The following is a 17778-nucleotide window of genomic DNA, read 5'->3' on the forward strand; positions in this document are numbered from 1 at the left end:
TTCCAGGAGAGCAATATGAGACGAGTCGTCGTCACTGGCATTGGCATTGTATCCTCGATTGGCAACGACGCCACCGAGGTTCAAAACTCACTCCATGGCGCCAAATCCGGCATCAGTTTTTCGGACGAGTTTGCCGAACACGGCTTCCGGTGCCAGGTATGGGGGCGCCGACACTCGACCCGTCCACGCTTATCGACCGGCGGGCAATGCGCTTCCTGTCGAAGGGCGCGGCGTGGAACCACGTCGCCATGGATCAGGCGATAGCCGATGCCGGCCTTGAAGAAAACGACATTACAAATGACCGCACGGGCATTGTGATGGGATCAGGTGGCCCCTCGACGCGCACAATCGTCGAGGCCGCCGAAACAACATTGAAAAACGGCAGCCCGAAACGGATCGGTCCGTTCGCGGTGCCAAAGGCGATGTCGTCAACCGCTTCGGCCACGCTTGCCACATGGTTCAAGATTCACGGCGTCAACTATTCGATCTCGTCAGCCTGTTCGACATCGGCGCATTGCATCGGCAATGCATATGAACTGATCCAGTGGGGCAAGCAGGACATCGTCTTTGCCGGCGGCCATGAAGACCTCGACTGGACAATGTCGGACCTGTTTGACGCCATGGGTGCCATGTCATCCAAGTTCAACGACAATGCGTCGGCAGCATCACGCGCCTATGATGTCAATCGCGACGGCTTTGTTATTGCCGGTGGGGCTGGTGTTCTGATTTTGGAAGAACTGGAACACGCCAAGGCGCGCGGCGCCAAAATTTATGCTGAAGTTGTTGGTTACGGTGCGACTTCGGACGGATATGACATGGTGGCGCCATCGGGCGAAGGCGCGATACGTTGCATGCGCCAAGCCATTTCGACCATTTCGACAGATGTCGACTACATCAACACGCATGGAACATCGACGCCTGTTGGCGATTCCAAGGAGATGGGCGCGATACGCGAGGTGTTTGGCGACAAGATGCCCAACATCACCTCGACCAAGTCGCTGACCGGCCATTCACTGGGTGCTGCTGGCGCGCAGGAATCGATCTATTCCATCTTGATGATGCAAGGCGGCTTTATCGGCGAAAGCGCCCATATCGAAGAACTCGACCCCGAGTTTGAAGGCATGCCAATCGTGCGCAAAAGGATCGACAACGCCAAGATCGACACTGTCTTGTCCAATTCATTCGGGTTCGGCGGCACCAACGCCACGCTGATTTTTCAACGCTATTCGGCATAAAGGTCACGGGCATGGATGGATTGATGAAGGGCAAGCGCGGTCTTGTCATGGGCGTGGCCAATGACCATTCGATCGCCTGGGGCATAGCGCGCAAACTGGCCGAGCAGGGCGCGGAGCTGGCTTTCACCTATCAGGGCGAGGCTTTTGGCCGACGTGTCAAGCCGCTTGCGGAAAAGCTGGGGGCTGAACTGATCATTCCCTGTGACGTGGAAGACGGTGCTTCACTTGCTGCCACTTTCGATACAATCGAAGAAGCCTGGGGCGGGCTGGACTTCGTCGTTCACGCCATTGGCTTTTCCGACAAGAATGAACTCAAGGGTCTATACGCGGATACAACACGCGAGAATTTCGTCCGCACGATGGTCATCTCGTGCTACTCGTTCACCGAAGTTGCCCGCCACGCGGCACGTTTGATGCGAGACGGTGGCTCTATGATCACGCTGACTTATGCGGGGTCGGTGCGCGTCATGCCCAATTACAATGTCATGGGCGTTGCCAAGGCAGGGCTAGAAGCGAGCGTGCGCTATCTTGCAAACGACTATGGTCCGCGCGGCATCCGCGTCAATGGCATTTCAGCAGGCCCTGTGCGAACGCTGGCAGGGGCCGGTATTTCCGATGCGCGCCATATGTTCAGCTATCAGCAGCGCAATTCGCCATTGCGCCGCACAGTGACCATCGACGAAGTGGGAAGTTCTGCGCTCTACCTTCTGTCAAATCTCTCTTCGGGGGTGACGGGCGAAATCCACTATGTCGATTCGGGCTATCATATCGTTTCCATGCCGTCGCTGGACGAACTCAAGGGCATGGACGCCGACAAGGCGCAGATTTGAATCACACAACTTGCGTTCAGCCGGAAACACAACCTTAAGGAGATTCCTGTAAGAAATCCCCACACTCGGAGATTTCATCTATGGTGAATGCTGTCAAGAACCCGCATCGCACGCTGGTTTTTCGGCTTATTACGATTGCAAGTTCCGGAATTGGCAGCTTCGTTCTTGGCGTGTGGGGACTGAGTTTCGGGAACGGTGCTGGTGTTTCCAGCCTGCAAGCGGGCACTATCGTCTATGTCGTCGCAGCGCTGTGTGCGCTTGCCTCGGCGGGTGCTGCCATATCTTTCTTCGCGGGCATCAGCGAATCCAAAGATTATGTCGATGAAGTCATCAGCATCGACAAGATATCCGGTCTGCTGGCGCAAACCGCTATGCTTGAAAAAATCAAACAGGCGGCACTTGGGACTTTGCAAACAGGCGACCCTGTCTATCTCATCAACGTCGATGTGGATCGCCTGAAGCAGATCAATGATGCCATCGGCACCATGTATGCCGACGAGCTTTTGCTGGCATTTGCCGAGCGTCTTCGCACCCTCATGCCTGAAGGCACGACAATGGGGCGCATCGGCGCCGGGGAATTTGCAATCCTCTATCCCGATCACGCCAGCCTTGCATCAATCGAGCCTGTCGTCGAACAGCTCATCGAGAAAATGATGGAGCCGTTCCAGCTTTCCAATCATCTGCAATCGGTAAGCCTGTCCGTGGGAATCGCGGCAATGCCCAAGGATGGCGTTGACCCTGCCATGGTTCTGCGCCGCTCCAATCTGGCAATGCAAAACGCAAGAGCCTGTGGCATTGGAAACTGGTCCGTTTTTCATAACGAAATGGGTGAGGTTGCCGAATATCGGCGCTGGATCGAATCGGAACTTCAGACGGCGTTCAAGCGAGGCGATTTCGATCTTTATTACCAGCCGCAGATCGACACGGTCACAGGTCGCACCGTCGGTTACGAGTCCCTGATCCGCTGGAAGCATCCCTATTGCGGCATAATCCCACCGATGGAGTTCATTCCAATCGCCGAAGAGACTGGGATGATCGGCCCGCTCGGCGAATGGGTTTTGCGCAAGGCATGTCAGCAGTCACGCCATATTCCCGATGACTGTTTTATGGCCGTCAACATCTCGCCCGTTCAATTCATGACCAAGGGGTTCGTGAATCTGGTGCATAATGCGGTCTCGAGTGCCGGCATCGCTCCTTCCCGAATCGAACTGGAAATAACGGAGACGGCGATGATGCAGGACAGGGTGCGGGCCGCAGAGATCCTTCGCCAACTTTCCGACATGGGCATTTCCGTTGCCGTTGACGATTTCGGCACCGGCTATTCGAACCTTAGCTATCTCGTCGATTTTTCGTTCCGCAAACTGAAGATCGACAGGTCTTTTGTCAGCCGTCTCGATACGGACGCAAATTCGGGCGCTGTCGTTTCGACCATCGTCGGGCTTTCTCGTGCGCTTGGGGTCAGCATCATCGCCGAAGGCGTGGAAACCGAGAACCAGGTTACATTGCTCAAGGCAGCCGGCTGTGAGGTTGTTCAAGGCTTCCTGTTTGGCCGCCCCGGTCCATTGGAAACACTACAGCGGGAATATCACGCCATTCCTGCAACGAATGTAGTGAAGCTTGCGTCGATCGCCTGATCACAGGCCGAGGCCGAATGCGGAAGAGTCGCTATTGGCTTTCCTGGGATTGATTTAACGCCGCGCAGTCAAAACCTTGTACGTGCCGTCACGGGCAAGTTCACTGTGGCTGGAAAATGCTGCCGCCAGCGTCGTTTCATAGGGCAATTGCCGGTTTGCAACCATGAACAGACGCCCACCCGGTTTCAACGATTTCGCGGCAACCCGGATAAGCGAAGTCCCAATTTCTGGCTCGGCCGCCCGTGAACGATGAAATGGCGGGTTCATGACGATCATGTCGTAGCGAACCCCAACCGCTTCGCTCATCAGGTCGGCCCACATGAAGCGTGCCTCGCATTTGCTGCCGACATTCACGCGCGCTGCTTCCAGCGCCTCGAAATCGGCCTCATAGAGATCCAATGCCGAAATTGCAGGCGCACGCGCGGCCATTTCGGCTGCCAAATATCCCCAACCGGCGCAGAAATCGGCAACATGACCGTGCATTTCAGAAGGCAGGTTTTCGGCCAGGAGCCGGGAACCGGCGTCAATCCTGGCAAACGAAAACATTCCCGGTGCGGTATTGAAACGGCCTTCTATGTGCAGAGGCGGGTTTGCGGCGCGCAGTTGTGTTGCGGCTGCATCTGCATCGATACGCCTGAACCAGAAGGCCATGCCGTGGTATTTCGGCAAATGCCCTTCCAGTGCGACAAGGGCACCCATGCGCTTGCGCAATGATGCAATGCCATCATCCTTGCTGCCTGCAACGAGGATCAAACCACCGGGAACGACATGCTCGATGGCTTCGGCAATAAGCTGCTCGTTTTGTCCACGGTGACGCCCGGCAAGCACGAGACAAGCATTGAAATCGTTGCCTTCAATGCGTGGAGTGACCGTAAACCCTGACATTTGAAGCGCCCTGAAATGAGGACGAAAGCTCTGGACGCACTGTAGTTCTGCATCGAACCCCTCGGGAACGCGAAACCCCGGCTCCGCGCCAAGGAACAAAACGCGCCTCCCCTTTCCCATCACAGGCACGACGCCAGCCTCGAATGGATGAAAAAGCGTCTTTAATTGCTCGGCGGGCATTTGATTGGTTACTCGATGTTTAGGAGACGCTTGGATTTGTGTGACTTCAAACGAAGACGGGCGCGCCCTGCGACGCGCCCGTGTTGTTCATGTCTGGAAAACCTGCACTTGGGACAACCCAGTTGGGACAACCCAGTTGGGACACCCCAATCTCGGTTTGGCCGTCAGGCAGCACTCTCTTCGCCGCTGGCCTTCTTTTCCTGGACAATTTCCTTGCCGGTTGCCTGATCAACAACCTTCATGGAAAGACGAACCTTGCCGCGCTCGTCAAAGCCCATCAGCTTGACCCAGACCTTGTCGCCTTCCTTGACCACGTCCGTTGTCTTCTGGACGCGTTCGTTTGCAAGTTGCGAAATGTGGACCAGGCCATCGCGCGGGCCGAAGAAATTCACGAATGCGCCGAAGTCGGCAGCCTTGACGACCGTGCCCTCATAAATCTCACCGACTTCAGGCTCGGCAACGATGGTGTGAATCCACTTCTTCGCGGCCTCGATTTCCTTGGCGTTGGAAGAAGCGATCTTGATCGTGCCCTCGTCGTCGATGTTGATCTTGGCACCTGTCTTTTCGACGATCTCGCGGATCACCTTGCCACCGGCACCGATCACGTCGCGGATCTTGTCGGTCGGAATGCTCATGACTTCAATGCGCGGCGCGAATTCACCAAGTTCGGAACGTGCGCCCGAAAGCGCCTTTGCCATCTCGCTCAGAATATGCAGGCGTCCGTCCTTGGCCTGACCGAGAGCGATCTTCATGATCTCCTCGGTGATGCCGTCGATCTTGATGTCCATCTGCAAGGACGTGATGCCGCCTTCTGTTCCGGCAACCTTGAAGTCCATGTCGCCAAGATGGTCCTCATCGCCGAGAATATCGGAGAGAACCGCGAAGCGTTCGTCTTCCTTGATGAGTCCCATGGCGATGCCGGCAACCGGTTTGGCCAGCGGCACACCGGCGTCCATGAGCGCCAGCGAAGTGCCGCAAACAGTGGCCATGGAGGACGAACCGTTGGACTCGGTGATCTCCGATACAACGCGCAGCGTGTAAGGGAACTGGTCAGCCGCAGGCAGCATTGGGCGAATGGCGCGCCAAGCCAGCTTACCGTGACCGATTTCGCGCCGTCCGGGCGAACCCATACGGCCGGTTTCACCAACCGAATATGGAGGGAAGTTGTAGTGGAGAAGGAACTTCTCCTTGTACATGCCGGTCAGTGAATCAACATATTGCTCGTCTTCACCCGTACCCAGCGTCGCCACGACCAGAGCCTGTGTCTCGCCACGCGTGAACAATGCCGAACCGTGGGTGCGTTGCAAAACGCCAACTTCGGATACGATGTTGCGCACGGTCTTGAGATCACGTCCATCAATGCGCCCGCCGGTGTCAAGAATGTTCCAGCGAACGATCTTTGCCTGTAATTCCTTGAAGACTGTGGCGATCTGCTCTGAAGAATATTTCGGCTCTTCATCCTCGGCTGGAGCGAAGGCTTCCTTCACCTTGGCCTTGACGGCATCAACCGCGACATAGCGTTGCTGCTTGTCAGTAATCTTGTAAGCATCGCGGAGTTCGGCTTCACCGATCTTGAGCATTTCGGCTTCAAGCGCGGAGTAGTCCGGCGCGGTGAAATCGCGGGGTTCCTTGGCAGCAACCTCGGCCAGCTTGATGATGGCATCGATGACCGGCTGGAAGCCCTTGTGACCGAACATGACAGCACCAAGCATCAGGTCTTCAGGCAATTCCTGAGCTTCCGATTCAACCATCAGCACGGCTTCGGACGTTCCGGCAACGATCAGATCGAGCTTGGATTCCTGCATCTCGTCGACATGCGGGTTGAGTACATATTCACCATTGATGTAGCCGACGCGCGCGCCGCCAGCCGGGCCCATGAAAGGCACACCGGAGAGTGTCAGCGCAGCCGACGTTGCAACGATCGAGAGAATATCGGGATCATTTTCAAGATCGTGCTGAACAACGGTGATAACCACCTGCGTGTCATTCTTGTATCCAGCGGCAAAGAGTGGCCGAATTGGCCGGTCGATAAGGCGGGAAACCAGCGTTTCTTTCTCGCTTGGACGACCTTCACGCTTGAAATAACCGCCTGGAATTTTGCCCGCAGCGTATGTCTTTTCCTGATAATTGACGGTCAGCGGGAAGAAGTCGAGACCGGGCTTGGGCTGCTTGGCCGAAACGACCGTGGCAAGAACGACGGTTTCGCCATAGGTCGCCAGAACAGCGCCATCGGCCTGACGGGCGATCTTGCCGGTTTCGAGGATAAGGGGACGACCGCCCCATTCGATTTCTACTTTGTGGTGATTGAACATTTCTTGTCCTTCGTGAATGCGGAAAGGGTCGCGCAGTTTTTTGCGCGCAACATCCCTTTTCCTTGCTTCCTTCTCGGACAGTCACGGGCAAGACAACATGAAGCTCGTGGCATCAGGCATTGGTGCCTGTACGAGCATCCTGCAATCCTGCCCCATGACCGGCCATGGGCGGTTCCATTGTGGCCCTCATGCGCACCGGAACCGGTTGAGGCCAGCACATTGCCGGCCCAAATGCATAACCGGCGGGTTCTCCAAGGAAAACCCGCCGGAAATTCGTCAACGGCGCAGAGCGAGCTTGTCGATCAGCGTCTGATAGCGCGCAACGTCTTTACGCTTGAGATAATCAAGCAGACTACGGCGCTGGGAGACGAGTGCGAGCAGACCACGACGGGAATGGTTGTCTTTCTTGTGGTCCTTGAAATGCTCGGTCAGATTTTTGATGCGCTCGGTCAAAACAGCGCATTGTACCTCAGGTGAGCCGGTGTCGCCTTTTACGGTGGCAAATTCGGTCATCAATTCGGTCTTGCGTTCAGCAGTAATCGACATCGTATTTCTCCTTGTCTGTTGGAGTATGAAAGACGCCAGAGCCGGGATGTCGTCCAGCAAAGGCCAGTTCATGCATTGCGCCAGAGGCGATGCTGCGGCGGCGTATAGAGCAGTTTCCGTAAAAAAGCCAGAACCAAATCACTGGCCGTTTTTGCTGTACACGCGATGTCGCGCTGATAAATATCTTCAACCTCTCGGGCGAAATGGCAGGGCGCGTTCGATTTTAATATATCACTCGGCTATTGGCGTGCGAATTATCCAACAAAAACACGCTTTGGCTTGAACATGCCGTGTTCAATGCTGCCAATTGCCACGAGTTTGCCTCTCGCCGTTGCACAGGCTTCGTCCGCATCAAGAGGCGCGTCGCGCCCACGTATGACGACAGGATTACCCAGTCTGATCCGGGTTGCCGCATCGTCGCCGATTGGCACTTGTGGCAAGCAATCGAGTGCCGCGACTGTATCGACCAAAAGAGCATCGATTTCAGTGAAATCGACCGGCAGTTCAACAGTTTCAGGCGATTTCGAATCCGGCTGTGGCTCGCTGCCGAAGCGCGCAGCTTCCAGCTCGGCAATGGTCACGAAATCGTCTGCCGTGAATGGATCGACCTCGGTCCGCCGCAAATCGGCAATATATCCGAAACATTCAAGGTCGCGTCCCATATCGCGCGCCAGCGAACGCACATAAGTGCCTTTGCCGCATTCGATCTCGAAAATGGTCGCGTCATCGCCGTGCTCGATGATGGCGAGACGTCCGATTTCGATCTCCCGAGGTGGAATATCCACGGTTTCGCCGCCGCGCGCCAGATCATAGGCGCGCTCGCCGGCAATCTTGATTGCCGAAAACTGCGGCGGTGTCTGCATGATGACGCCGGTATATTTAGGCAAAAGCACTTCCACCGCTGCTTTGGATGGTCGTTCCTGCGAAGTCTTGGTCACAGGCCCTTCAAGATCGTCGGTCGAGCGTTCTTCCCCCCACGCAACGGTGAAGCGATAGACCTTGGCGCCATCCTGAACATAGGGGACGGTCTTCGTCGCCTCGCCAAGGGCAATCGGCAACATGCCGGAAGCCAAAGGATCAAGCGTGCCGGCATGGCCCGCCTTTTCTGCCTGAAACAACCATTTGATCTTGGAAACTGCGTCCGTCGATCCCATGCCAACGGGCTTGTCCAGCACAAGCCAGCCGGAAACCGGGCGGCCCTTCTTCTTGCCGCGACGGCCCATCACTCAGCATCCTTTTTATCGTCATCGCCAAGATCGCGCGCCACTTCTGGCGAGCGCAGCAATTCGTTGATCTTGGCGAAATTGTCGTAGCTGGTGTCGAGCCGGAAGCGAAATTCCGGCATGTACTTCATTTGCCGCAATGCCGATGAGGCGCGGCCACGCAAAAATTTCGCATGCTTGTTCATCGCCTCAACCACGGCCTCGGCATCCGAAGCACCGAGTGGGGAAATGAAGGCAGTGGCAATCTTCAAATCTGGAGACATGCGAACTTCCGAAACGGAAATAACCGTAGATTCAATCAACGGATCGAGGATTTCGCCACGCTGCATCGTTTCCGAAAGCGCATGGCGTACTTGTTCGCCGACACGCAACATGCGTTGTGACGGGCCGGAACGCGGAGAGTGAGACATGGTTTTCGGTCCTGAAATCCTGGGGCGCGGAATTGAACCGTGCCGCATGATTGGCGCATGGCCCGAAAATCCGAACAGGACCATCGGGGAAAATCATGCGATGCCAAAATATCGGGGCGCGGTGCGATCTCTAGACACACCGGCGCTCCAAGCGTTCGAGAGGCGATGTAAACCGCCTCCCATTTCGATTGCGCCGACGCGTTACAGCGTGCGCGCTACCATTTCGACGCGGAAGCATTCGATGACATCGCCGACGCGCATGTCCTCGTAATTCTGGAAGGCCATGCCGCATTCCTGTCCACCCGGCACCTCGCCAACTTCGTCCTTGAAGCGCTTCAGCGTTTTGAGTGTGCCCTCGTGGATGACAACATCGTCGCGGATCAGGCGCACACCTGCACCACGCTCCACCTTGCCTTCCGTGACACGACAACCGGCGATCTTGCCGACCTTGGTGATGTCGAATATTTCGAGGATTTCCGCATTGCCGATAAAGGTTTCGCGGCGCTCCGGTGACAGCAAGCCCGACATCGCCGCCTTCACGTCATCCACCAGATTGTAGATGATGTTGTAGTAGCGAATTTCGATGCCCGCAGCTTCCGCCGCAGCACGCGCCTGCACATTGGCGCGCACATTAAAGCCGATGATGGCGGCATTCGAGGTCGAGGCAAGTGAAACATCACTCTCAGTGATGGCACCGGCCCCCGAATGAACGATACGGGCTCTGACCTCTTCGGTTCCCAGACTGTCAAGCGCGGCATCAATTGCTTCGATGGAGCCTTGAACGTCACCCTTGATGACCAGCGGGAATTCCTTCAACCCGCTCGTCTGCAATTGCGACATCATCTGTTCGAGCGAACCACGCTGACCGACATGGCGGGCAACGGCAAGATCACGCGCCAAACGCTGGCGGTATTCCGTGATTTCACGGGCACGCGCCTCGTTGTTGACGACCGCAAAACGGTCACCGGCATGTGGTGTTCCCTGTAGGCCAAGTACCTCGACAGGCATGGCCGGGGGGCTTCCTTGACCTGTTTGCCATGATCATCGATCAGCGCCCTGACCCTGCCCCATTCGTTGCCGGCAACGAGAATGTCACCCGGCATGAGGGTACCCGTCTGGATCAAAACAGTGGCAACAGGACCACGTCCCTTGTCGAGCTGTGCCTCGATGACCACGCCTTCGGCGGTCCGGTCCGGATTGGCTTTGAGGTCAAGAAGTTCAGCCTGCAGCAAGACAGCCTCGAGCAATTTGTCGAGATTGGTGCCATTTTTGGCAGAAACTTCGACATCCAGCACCTCACCACCCATCGATTCGACGAAGACTTCGTGGCGCAACAGTTCCGAGCGGACTTTTTGAGCGTCCGCTTCGTGCTTGTCGATCTTGTTTATCGCCACGATGATCGGGACGCCTGCCGCCTTGGCGTGGTTGATCGATTCAACCGTCTGCGGCATGACGCTGTCATCCGCGGCCACGACCAGAATGGCAATGTCGGTCGCCTGCGCGCCACGTTCACGCATTGCCGTAAAGGCGGCGTGACCAGGCGTGTCGATGAAGGTGATCTTCTGACCATTCTTCTCAACCTGGTACGCGCCAATGTGCTGGGTGATGCCACCGGCTTCTCCCGACACGACCTTGGCACTGCGGATGGCGTCCAGAAGCGAGGTCTTGCCGTGATCGACATGGCCCATGATCGTGACCACAGGCGGACGCGATGCGAGGTCTTCGGGATTATCGGCAATGTTGAACAGGCCTTCCTCGATGTCGGACTCGGCAACGCGGCGAACCGTGTGGCCAAATTCGGTGGCGACCAGTTCGGCTGTATCTGCATCAAGCACGTCGCCGGGCTTCATGATCTGGCCCTGCTTCATGAAATATTTGACCACATCGACCGAACGTTCGGACATGCGCTGAGCAAGTTCCTGGATCGTGATGGTTTCGGGCAGTATCACTTCGCGCATCACCTTTTCACGCGGCTCATTACTATGCATCGCGCGCTTGAATTTCTCCTGGCGGCGACGCATGGCCGACAATGAGCGGGCCCGCGCATCACCGTCTTCGGACGACAGAGCGCTGTTCAACGTCAATTTACCGCGGCGACGATCTTCCTCGCCCTTGGTTTTGGTTGGCCGCGGTGTCTCAGGCGTCACGACACGGCGCACCGGAGTGAGGGTTGCACCCCGCTTTGGCTTGCTGTTTTCACTGTCGTCGGCAACAGCCGGCTCGGCAGCCTGCGGCTCGCGGCGGCGCGCTTCTTCCTCGGCGCGGCGACGTGCCTGTCCTTCCGCCTGCAACCGTGCCTCTTCCTCGGCCTGGCGGCGTAATGATTCCTCACGTTCGCGCTGGCGGCGTTCTTCTTCATCGGCCCTGCGCTTGGCATCTTCCGAGGCGCGCTGACGATCTTCGACTTCGCGCGCTTTCGAGCCCTCGAGAGCCTTGCGCCGCGCTTCCATTTCGCTTTGCGACAATTCATTCAGCACGATAGGCTCGGCTGATGCAGCCTGCTCTTTGGGCGCTTCTTGCACTACAGGCGCGGGAGCGACGACCTCCGGCTTCGGTGTAAAGACCGAGGCAGGCGTCGGCTCAGCTTTCTCGCCGGGTATGCTGAACTTGCGCTTCTTGGTTTCGACAACGACCGATTTGGTACGGCCATGCGAAAAATTCTGGCGCACCGTGCCCTGCTCAAGACCGGGCCGCTTCAGCGTCAAAGTCTTCTTCGGCGTAACGCTCAATGTCTTGTCGTCGTCCGATTTCGTATCGCTCATTCCACATCCTCTGCGACATCATCTTCGTCAGCGACGGCCGCAAGCATCGCCAAATCGTCCGGAGTACCGCCCCGGTAACGGTCGAGCGCAACCATGCGCTTCTCCACCGCTTTTCCCGCATCACCTGCAAGAACGGCAGCATGTATCACATTTGTGCCCCCCAATGCCAAACTCAAATCGGCTTCGGAGAAAAGTTTGTAGGCTAGGACCGCCGGTCCACCCAGATGAACCGTGGCGCGACGCGCCTGGCTGATCTTGCGAATACCGTCTTGCGACGCCTCATTCGCATGCGCAACGAACAGCGCCAATCCGCCACGTACTGCACTTTCAACCTTTGTGGCACCAAGGGCGATTACCCCTGCCTTGCGGGCGAGGCCCAACATGCCCAGTGCCGATCTGGAGAGCAGTTCGTCTACCATGCCACCCAAATCGGGCGGCACGACCACCTGTGCCTTGAAGGCACGCGCAAAGAGGTTCTTTGCAGCAGCCTTGTCTATATTTAGGCGATTGGCCGTGACCCAGCAACCTCGGCCAGGGAGATTTCTTTTCAGATCTGGAACAACGGCAGAGTCCGGGCCGACGACGAAACGGATCAGTTCATCCGGTTCGGCGCTGGTGCGCGTAACGATGCAGGTACGATCGTTCATCTCGTCCAAGGGGCGCTCCGACTCGACTCATCTCACGCGCCGACAGATTCGGCTTCGTCATCCCCGGTCTCGGCCTGAACTTCGTCTTCAGAAATCCAGCCGGCCTTGAGACGTGCAGCCAATACCATCTGCTCGGCGTCTACATGGGTGACACCGTAGTTGGCGAGAACTCCGGGAAACACTTTTGTCTCGCCGTCCTTGCGTTCCTTCCAACCGGTGAGATCATCGGCGGCATAGCCGGCGAAATCCTCGATGGTTTTCACGCCATCTTCACCGAGTGTCACCATCATCGCGGTTGTGACGCCGGGGATCTCGCGCAGCTCGTCCAAAACGCCGAGTTTATTGCGTTGCGCGTCGTGTTCGGCTTCGATCTTCTCCAGATATTCGCGCGCACGTGTTTGAATTTCCGAAGCCGTGTCTTCGTCAAAGCCATCGATCGACGCGATCTCGTCGGCTTCGACATAGGCCACTTCCTCGACACTGGTGAAGCCTTCGGAAGCGAGAACCTGGCCAACCATCTCGTCGACATCAAGCGCTTCCATGAACAAGGTCGAGCGCTCGACAAATTCCTTCTGACGCCGTTCACTCTCTTCCTGTTCGGTCAGGATATCGATATCCCAGCCTGTCAACTGCGAGGCAAGGCGTACATTCTGGCCGCGGCGGCCGATGGCCAGCGACAGTTGATCGTCCGGCACCACGACTTCGATGCGCTCTGCATCCTCGTCAAGAACCACCTTGGCGACTTCTGCCGGCTGCAAGGCGTTGACGATGAAGGACGCCGCTGACGGCGACCACGGAATGATGTCGATCTTTTCGCCCTGCAATTCGCCGACAACAGCCTGCACGCGCGAACCGCGCATACCAACGCAAGCGCCGACCGGATCAATCGAGCTGTCGCGCGAGATAACGGCGATTTTCGCCCTTGAACCCGGATCACGCGCCACCGACTTGATCTCGATGATGCCGTCGTAGATTTCCGGCACTTCCATCGTGAACAATTTGGCCATGAATTGCGGATGTGTGCGCGACAGGAATATCTGCGGACCGCGCTGTTCACGGCGCACGTCATAGACATAGGCCCGCACGCGGTCGCCATATTTGTAGTTTTCGCGTGGAATGAGTTCGTCGCGACGGATGATGGCCTCGCCACGTCCGAGATCGACGATGACATTGCCATATTCGACGCGCTTGACCGTGCCGTTGACGATTTCGCCGATGCGATCCTTGTATTCGTCATACTGGCGGTCACGCTCGGCTTCACGCACCTTCTGGACGATGACCTGCTTGGCCGACTGTGCGGCGATGCGTCCGAAATCCATTGGCGGCAATTGTTCGGCGATGAAATCACCTATTTGCGCATCGGGATTGCGATCACGGGCGGAGGTCAAAGCGATCTGGGTCGCATAGTCCTCGACGTTCTCGACCACTTCCGTCAGTCTCTGGAGCTTCATTTCGCCGGTTTGCGCATTGATGTCGGCGCGAATATTGGTTTCCTGACCGTAGCGCGAACGTGCAGCTTTCTGGATGGCATCAGCCATCGCATCGATAACGATCTGCTTGTCGATCGACTTTTCACGCGCGACCGCATCCGCAATCTGCAGAAGTTCAAGCCTGTTGGCGCTTACAACCATCATTTTCTCCCTGAACGAAGCCGCATTTCATACGCGGCTGCTCAATCACGTTTCAAGTTCGGTTTTCGTATCCGCAGCGTCATCAGATGGATCATCCGTCGCGCCACGCTGTTTTCTTGCTTCCTTGCGTTCCCGATTGTCCTTCGAGAGGGCATCGCGAATCAGATCATCGGTCAAAATCAACCGCGCTTCAGCAATTGCATCATATGGCACGCGCACCGACATTGCCTCGCCATAGGCCGCCTGATCGCGCTGGATGACAATGCCTTCATCGTCCGCTTCAGCAATCTTTCCCTTGAATCGCTTGCGATCTGTAACAAGCGTCGAGGTTTCCATCTTCACCAGATGGCCGAGCCATGTGGTGAAATCCGATTTGCGCACCAATGGCCTGTCGATGCCGGGTGAAGACACTTCAAGGTGATATGCCTTCTCGATCGGATCGTCCACATCAAGTGCGGGCGACACCGCCCGGCTGACTTCTTCACAATCTTCAACGGTCATGGTGCCGTCTTCACGTTCAGCCATGATCTGCAGCGTCATCCCATTCTGGCCCGAAAGCGTGACACGAACGAGACGAAAGCCAATAGCGCGCATGACGGGCTGGATGATTGACGCAATGCGCGCATCAATGCCGCTTTCGCGGATAATGCGATCGTCGCTTGTCACTTCACCTACCATCACCGTCTTTCGATCTTCACCGTTCAACTGGCAGGTAACAAAAAAGAGCGGGACCGGGTGGACCCACTCTTCGCCATACCGACCAAGAATTTGAATGGGATATAGCCGATATGGGACTGCGGTTCAAGACCGAATAGCAGGTGCCCGCCTACGAGCGTGTGAAAGTGAGATAAGCGGGCTCACGCCCTTCGCGGATCGCCTTGGCTTCATAACGCGTTCCAGGCCAGCCTGGATATGGTCGGCGCCAATCATTGGTGTCTCGCGCATCCCAGTGGAATGCGTCATGTGCCCGACAATGCAGCAGCGTCCAGTTGATATAGCTGTCTATATCCGATGCGAATCGAAATTTCCCGCCTGATTTGAGAACGCGCGCGAAACGGTCGAGATTCGTGTTTCCGACAAAGCGCCGTTTCCAATGCTTTTTTCGGCCACGGATCTGGATAAAGCAGATCGATGCCATCGAGAGAAGCCGGTGGCAGCCAGTCCAGCAGCAAAGTGGCGTCGTCATCGAACACCCTGACATTGGCGGACGGCGATCTTTCCATGACGGCCATCATCTTGGCCATGCCATTAACGAATGGCTCGACGCCGATGAAGCCGGTTGCGGGCTCGGTCGTTGCCCTATGATGAAGATGCTCGCCCCCGCCAAAACCGATTTCGAGCCTGATAGAATCAACGCTTGCCGTAAAAAGTTCGGAGAGCGGAGAAGGCGCATCATAGCGGATATCTATACCGTGGCGCGCAAGACCTTGTTGCAAAGCATCAATCTGAGACGGGCGAATGGCTTTGCCGCGCCTGCGCCCGAAGAATGCCTCGCTCCTGCGCGCCCTTCTTTCATCCGCCATCATAGCGCCAACCGACAATGTCAAACGGCGACGGATTCTCTCAGTGCCTTGACGAGATCCGTTTTCTCCCATGAGAACGAGCCGTCGCGGCCTGCCTTGCGCCCAAAATGACCATAGGCCGCCGTCTTGCCATAGATCGGCTTGTTGAGATCGAGATGCCTGCGAATGCCGGACGGTGACAGGTCCATAACTTCACGCAATGCGTCTTCGAGCAGTGCTTCATCGACCTTTCCCGTACCATGCAGGTCAACATAGACAGAGAGGGTTGGGCGACGCCAATGGCATAGGAAAGCTGGATTGTGCAACGCTCGGCAAGCTTGGCGGCGACAACATTCTTGGCAAGATAACGTGCGGCATAGGCAGCGGAACGATCAACTTTTGTCGTGTCCTTGCCGGAGAACGCGCCGCCACCGTGCGGAGCGGCCCCGCCATAGGTGTCGACAATGATTTTGCGCCCGGTCAGGCCGGCATCGCCATCGGGGCCGCCGATGACGAACTTTCCTGTAGGATTGATGTACCAGTTGCAATCGTCGGCTATCTTCAGGTCGCCAAGAGCCTCGCGGATATAAGGCTCGACAACGCTGCGCACCTTGGCAGAATCCCAACTGTCATCGAGATGCTGCGTCGACAGGACGATCTGGGTCGCCTCCGCAGGCTTTCCGTCCACATATTTTACCGTCACCTGGCTCTTGGCATCAGGGCCAAGCTTGGCGGCATCGCCGACACCTTCGTGACGTGCAGCAGCCAACAGTTCAAGGATTTTGTGACTGTAATAGATGGGCGCAGGCATCAGGTCCGGCGTTTCGCGGCAGGCATAGCCAAACATGATGCCCTGATCGCCCGCACCTTCTTCGCCCTGGCGGTCGGAGGCATTGTCGACACCCTTGCCGATATCGGGGGACTGACCATGCAAAAGCACATCAATCTTGGCGGTTTTCCAATGGAAGCCGTCCTGCTCATAGCCGATCTGGCGAATTGCCTTGCGCGCAGCGGATTTGAATTTTGATGGGTTGATGAGCGAATGACCGGCCGCATCCTGCATGACAGTGCCGGCCTTGTCCTTTTTCAGGAGTGTGTCGGGTACCCGCACCTCGCCGGCAATGACGACGCGGTTGGTTGTCGCCAATGTCTCGCAGGCAACGCGAACTTTCCACAGATCCATGCCTGCTTTCCTGGCCTCGCGATAAACGAGATCGACGATCTCGTCGGATATGCGGTCACAAACTTTATCGGGATGCCCCTCGGCCACGGATTCCGAGGTGAATAAGTAATTTAAGCGGCTCACGGGGGGTCCCCTCTTGAAGAATTACCGGACTCAGCCGATGTCGGGCGACGTCTAGCGGGCGCTGCCACCTCTCGTCAAGGTACCAGGGTCAAGACCCATTAAATGTGGTTGGAACGGGATGATCAGACGAGGGTTGATCTCAATCGAAATCGTCACTGGAAAGGGATTTGACCAGGTCCAGGATTCGACGACGCACTTTGACGTCGGAGATTTTCACGAAAGCACGGTTAAGTTGCAGACCTTCCGAACTTGAACAGAACTCCATGACCGGGGACATTGACGATGCCTCGGAAAAGCCCGGATTGGACGCGGATTCCTGACCCGGCGCATCTTCAAAAAGAAAGAGACCGGAGTTTCAAGTATTTGAGCTATGGCCTGAAGGCGGCTGGCTCCAACCCGGTTGGTCCCCTTTTCATATTTCTGTATCTGTTGAAACGTAATTCCCAGGCTCTCTCCCAGCTTTTCCTGGCTTAGCCCCAGCATGTTGCGACGAAGTCGAATGCGGCTTCCAACATGAATATCGATTGGGTTCGGTTTCTTCTTGTTCTTGTCTTCTACCATTTTTCCCTCGCCGAATTTTCCCGGCCTTTTTTTCTACTTTTTTATGCCTGAATCTATTCGGCTGCCGCGTGCCCGATGACCAAATCAAACCACTATATGAAATTCCAAGCAGGT

The 17778-nt window shown here is 56.5% G+C and carries 10 protein-coding genes and 5 pseudogenes; 3 read left to right on the plus strand and 12 right to left on the minus strand.

The annotated features are described in order from the left end of the window. Positions 1 to 15: 15 nt before the first annotated feature. The 3 genes and pseudogenes from fabB (at position 16) to AC0L7S_RS03560 (ending at position 3699) form a co-directional block, all read left to right on the plus strand. Positions 16 to 1235, plus strand: a pseudogene (gene fabB, locus AC0L7S_RS03550) (beta-ketoacyl-ACP synthase I). Between the two features lie 11 nt (positions 1236 to 1246). Next, positions 1247 to 2065, plus strand: coding sequence for an enoyl-ACP reductase FabI (gene fabI / locus AC0L7S_RS03555; protein WP_473473107.1), 819 nt, complete (start codon positions 1247 to 1249; stop codon positions 2063 to 2065). Between the two features lie 83 nt (positions 2066 to 2148). Continuing rightward, positions 2149 to 3699, plus strand: a complete 1551-nt coding sequence (locus AC0L7S_RS03560) for a putative bifunctional diguanylate cyclase/phosphodiesterase (RefSeq protein ID WP_473474160.1) — start codon at positions 2149 to 2151, stop codon at positions 3697 to 3699. 54 nt (positions 3700 to 3753) lie between these two features. On the opposite strand, the gene AC0L7S_RS03565 is transcribed toward AC0L7S_RS03560, so the two are convergent. The 12 genes and pseudogenes from AC0L7S_RS03565 to AC0L7S_RS03620 form a co-directional block, all read right to left on the minus strand. After that, positions 3754 to 4764 carry a class I SAM-dependent methyltransferase gene (locus AC0L7S_RS03565; RefSeq protein ID WP_473473108.1) on the minus strand — a complete coding sequence of 337 codons (1011 nt, stop codon included), beginning with the start codon at positions 4762 to 4764 and terminating at the stop codon, positions 3754 to 3756. Positions 4765 to 4928: 164 nt separating this feature from the next. Then, on the minus strand, positions 4929 to 7076 hold the full coding sequence (gene pnp, locus AC0L7S_RS03570) for a polyribonucleotide nucleotidyltransferase (protein WP_473473109.1): 2148 nt from the start codon (positions 7074 to 7076) through the stop codon (positions 4929 to 4931). Positions 7077 to 7352: 276 nt separating this feature from the next. Continuing rightward, a complete protein-coding gene (rpsO, locus tag AC0L7S_RS03575) occupies positions 7353 to 7622 on the minus strand; it encodes a 30S ribosomal protein S15 (protein WP_473473110.1) in 270 nt (89 codons plus the stop codon). Between the two features lie 254 nt (positions 7623 to 7876). Further along, positions 7877 to 8845: a tRNA pseudouridine(55) synthase TruB gene (truB, locus tag AC0L7S_RS03580; protein ID WP_473473111.1), complete on the minus strand. Its 969-nt coding sequence runs from the start codon at positions 8843 to 8845 to the stop codon at positions 7877 to 7879. Continuing rightward, on the minus strand, positions 8845 to 9255 hold the full coding sequence (rbfA, locus tag AC0L7S_RS03585; RefSeq protein WP_473473112.1) for a 30S ribosome-binding factor RbfA: 411 nt from the start codon (positions 9253 to 9255) through the stop codon (positions 8845 to 8847). Before rbfA ends, truB begins: the two co-directional genes overlap by 1 nt. A 201-nt stretch (positions 9256 to 9456) precedes the next feature. Continuing rightward, a pseudogene (gene infB / locus AC0L7S_RS03590) lies at positions 9457 to 12017 on the minus strand (translation initiation factor IF-2). After that, positions 12014 to 12664 (minus strand): RNA-binding protein, encoded by a 651-nt coding sequence (locus AC0L7S_RS03595; protein WP_473474161.1) that lies wholly within the window; start codon positions 12662 to 12664, stop codon positions 12014 to 12016. Before AC0L7S_RS03595 ends, infB begins: the two are co-directional and overlap by 4 nt. Before the next feature lie 32 nt (positions 12665 to 12696). Continuing rightward, complete coding sequence (nusA, locus tag AC0L7S_RS03600; protein ID WP_473474162.1) at positions 12697 to 14295, minus strand: transcription termination factor NusA; 1599 nt, start codon at positions 14293 to 14295, stop codon at positions 12697 to 12699. A gap of 45 nt (positions 14296 to 14340) precedes the next feature. Then, on the minus strand, positions 14341 to 14973 hold the full coding sequence (rimP, locus tag AC0L7S_RS03605) for a ribosome maturation factor RimP (protein ID WP_473474163.1): 633 nt from the start codon (positions 14971 to 14973) through the stop codon (positions 14341 to 14343). A gap of 148 nt (positions 14974 to 15121) precedes the next feature. Further along, positions 15122 to 15818, minus strand: a pseudogene (gene trmB / locus AC0L7S_RS03610) (tRNA (guanine(46)-N(7))-methyltransferase TrmB). A 122-nt stretch (positions 15819 to 15940) separates the two neighbouring features. Then, a pseudogene (gene metK, locus AC0L7S_RS03615) lies at positions 15941 to 17103 on the minus strand (methionine adenosyltransferase); the annotation flags it as partial. A 139-nt stretch (positions 17104 to 17242) separates the two neighbouring features. Next, positions 17243 to 17664: pseudogene (locus AC0L7S_RS03620) on the minus strand (helix-turn-helix domain-containing protein). Positions 17665 to 17778: the final 114 nt, after the last annotated feature.

It is taken from the genome of Mesorhizobium sp. G2-6-1 (assembly GCF_055809095.1).

Coding starts and splice junctions, on each gene's coding strand:
- rbfA (WP_473473112.1), bottom strand. CDS start 9,255: ATGTCTCACTCTCCGCGTTCCGGCCCGTCACAACGCATGTTGCGTGTC.
- fabI (WP_473473107.1), top strand. CDS start 1,247: ATGGATGGATTGATGAAGGGCAAGCGCGGTCTTGTCATGGGCGTGGCC.
- nusA (WP_473474162.1), bottom strand. CDS start 14,295: ATGGTTGTAAGCGCCAACAGGCTTGAACTTCTGCAGATTGCGGATGCG.
- rpsO (WP_473473110.1), bottom strand. CDS start 7,622: ATGTCGATTACTGCTGAACGCAAGACCGAATTGATGACCGAATTTGCC.
- pnp (WP_473473109.1), bottom strand. CDS start 7,076: ATGTTCAATCACCACAAAGTAGAAATCGAATGGGGCGGTCGTCCCCTT.
- AC0L7S_RS03595 (WP_473474161.1), bottom strand. CDS start 12,664: ATGAACGATCGTACCTGCATCGTTACGCGCACCAGCGCCGAACCGGAT.
- truB (WP_473473111.1), bottom strand. CDS start 8,845: ATGGGCCGTCGCGGCAAGAAGAAGGGCCGCCCGGTTTCCGGCTGGCTT.
- AC0L7S_RS03565 (WP_473473108.1), bottom strand. CDS start 4,764: ATGCCCGCCGAGCAATTAAAGACGCTTTTTCATCCATTCGAGGCTGGC.
- rimP (WP_473474163.1), bottom strand. CDS start 14,973: ATGGTAGGTGAAGTGACAAGCGACGATCGCATTATCCGCGAAAGCGGC.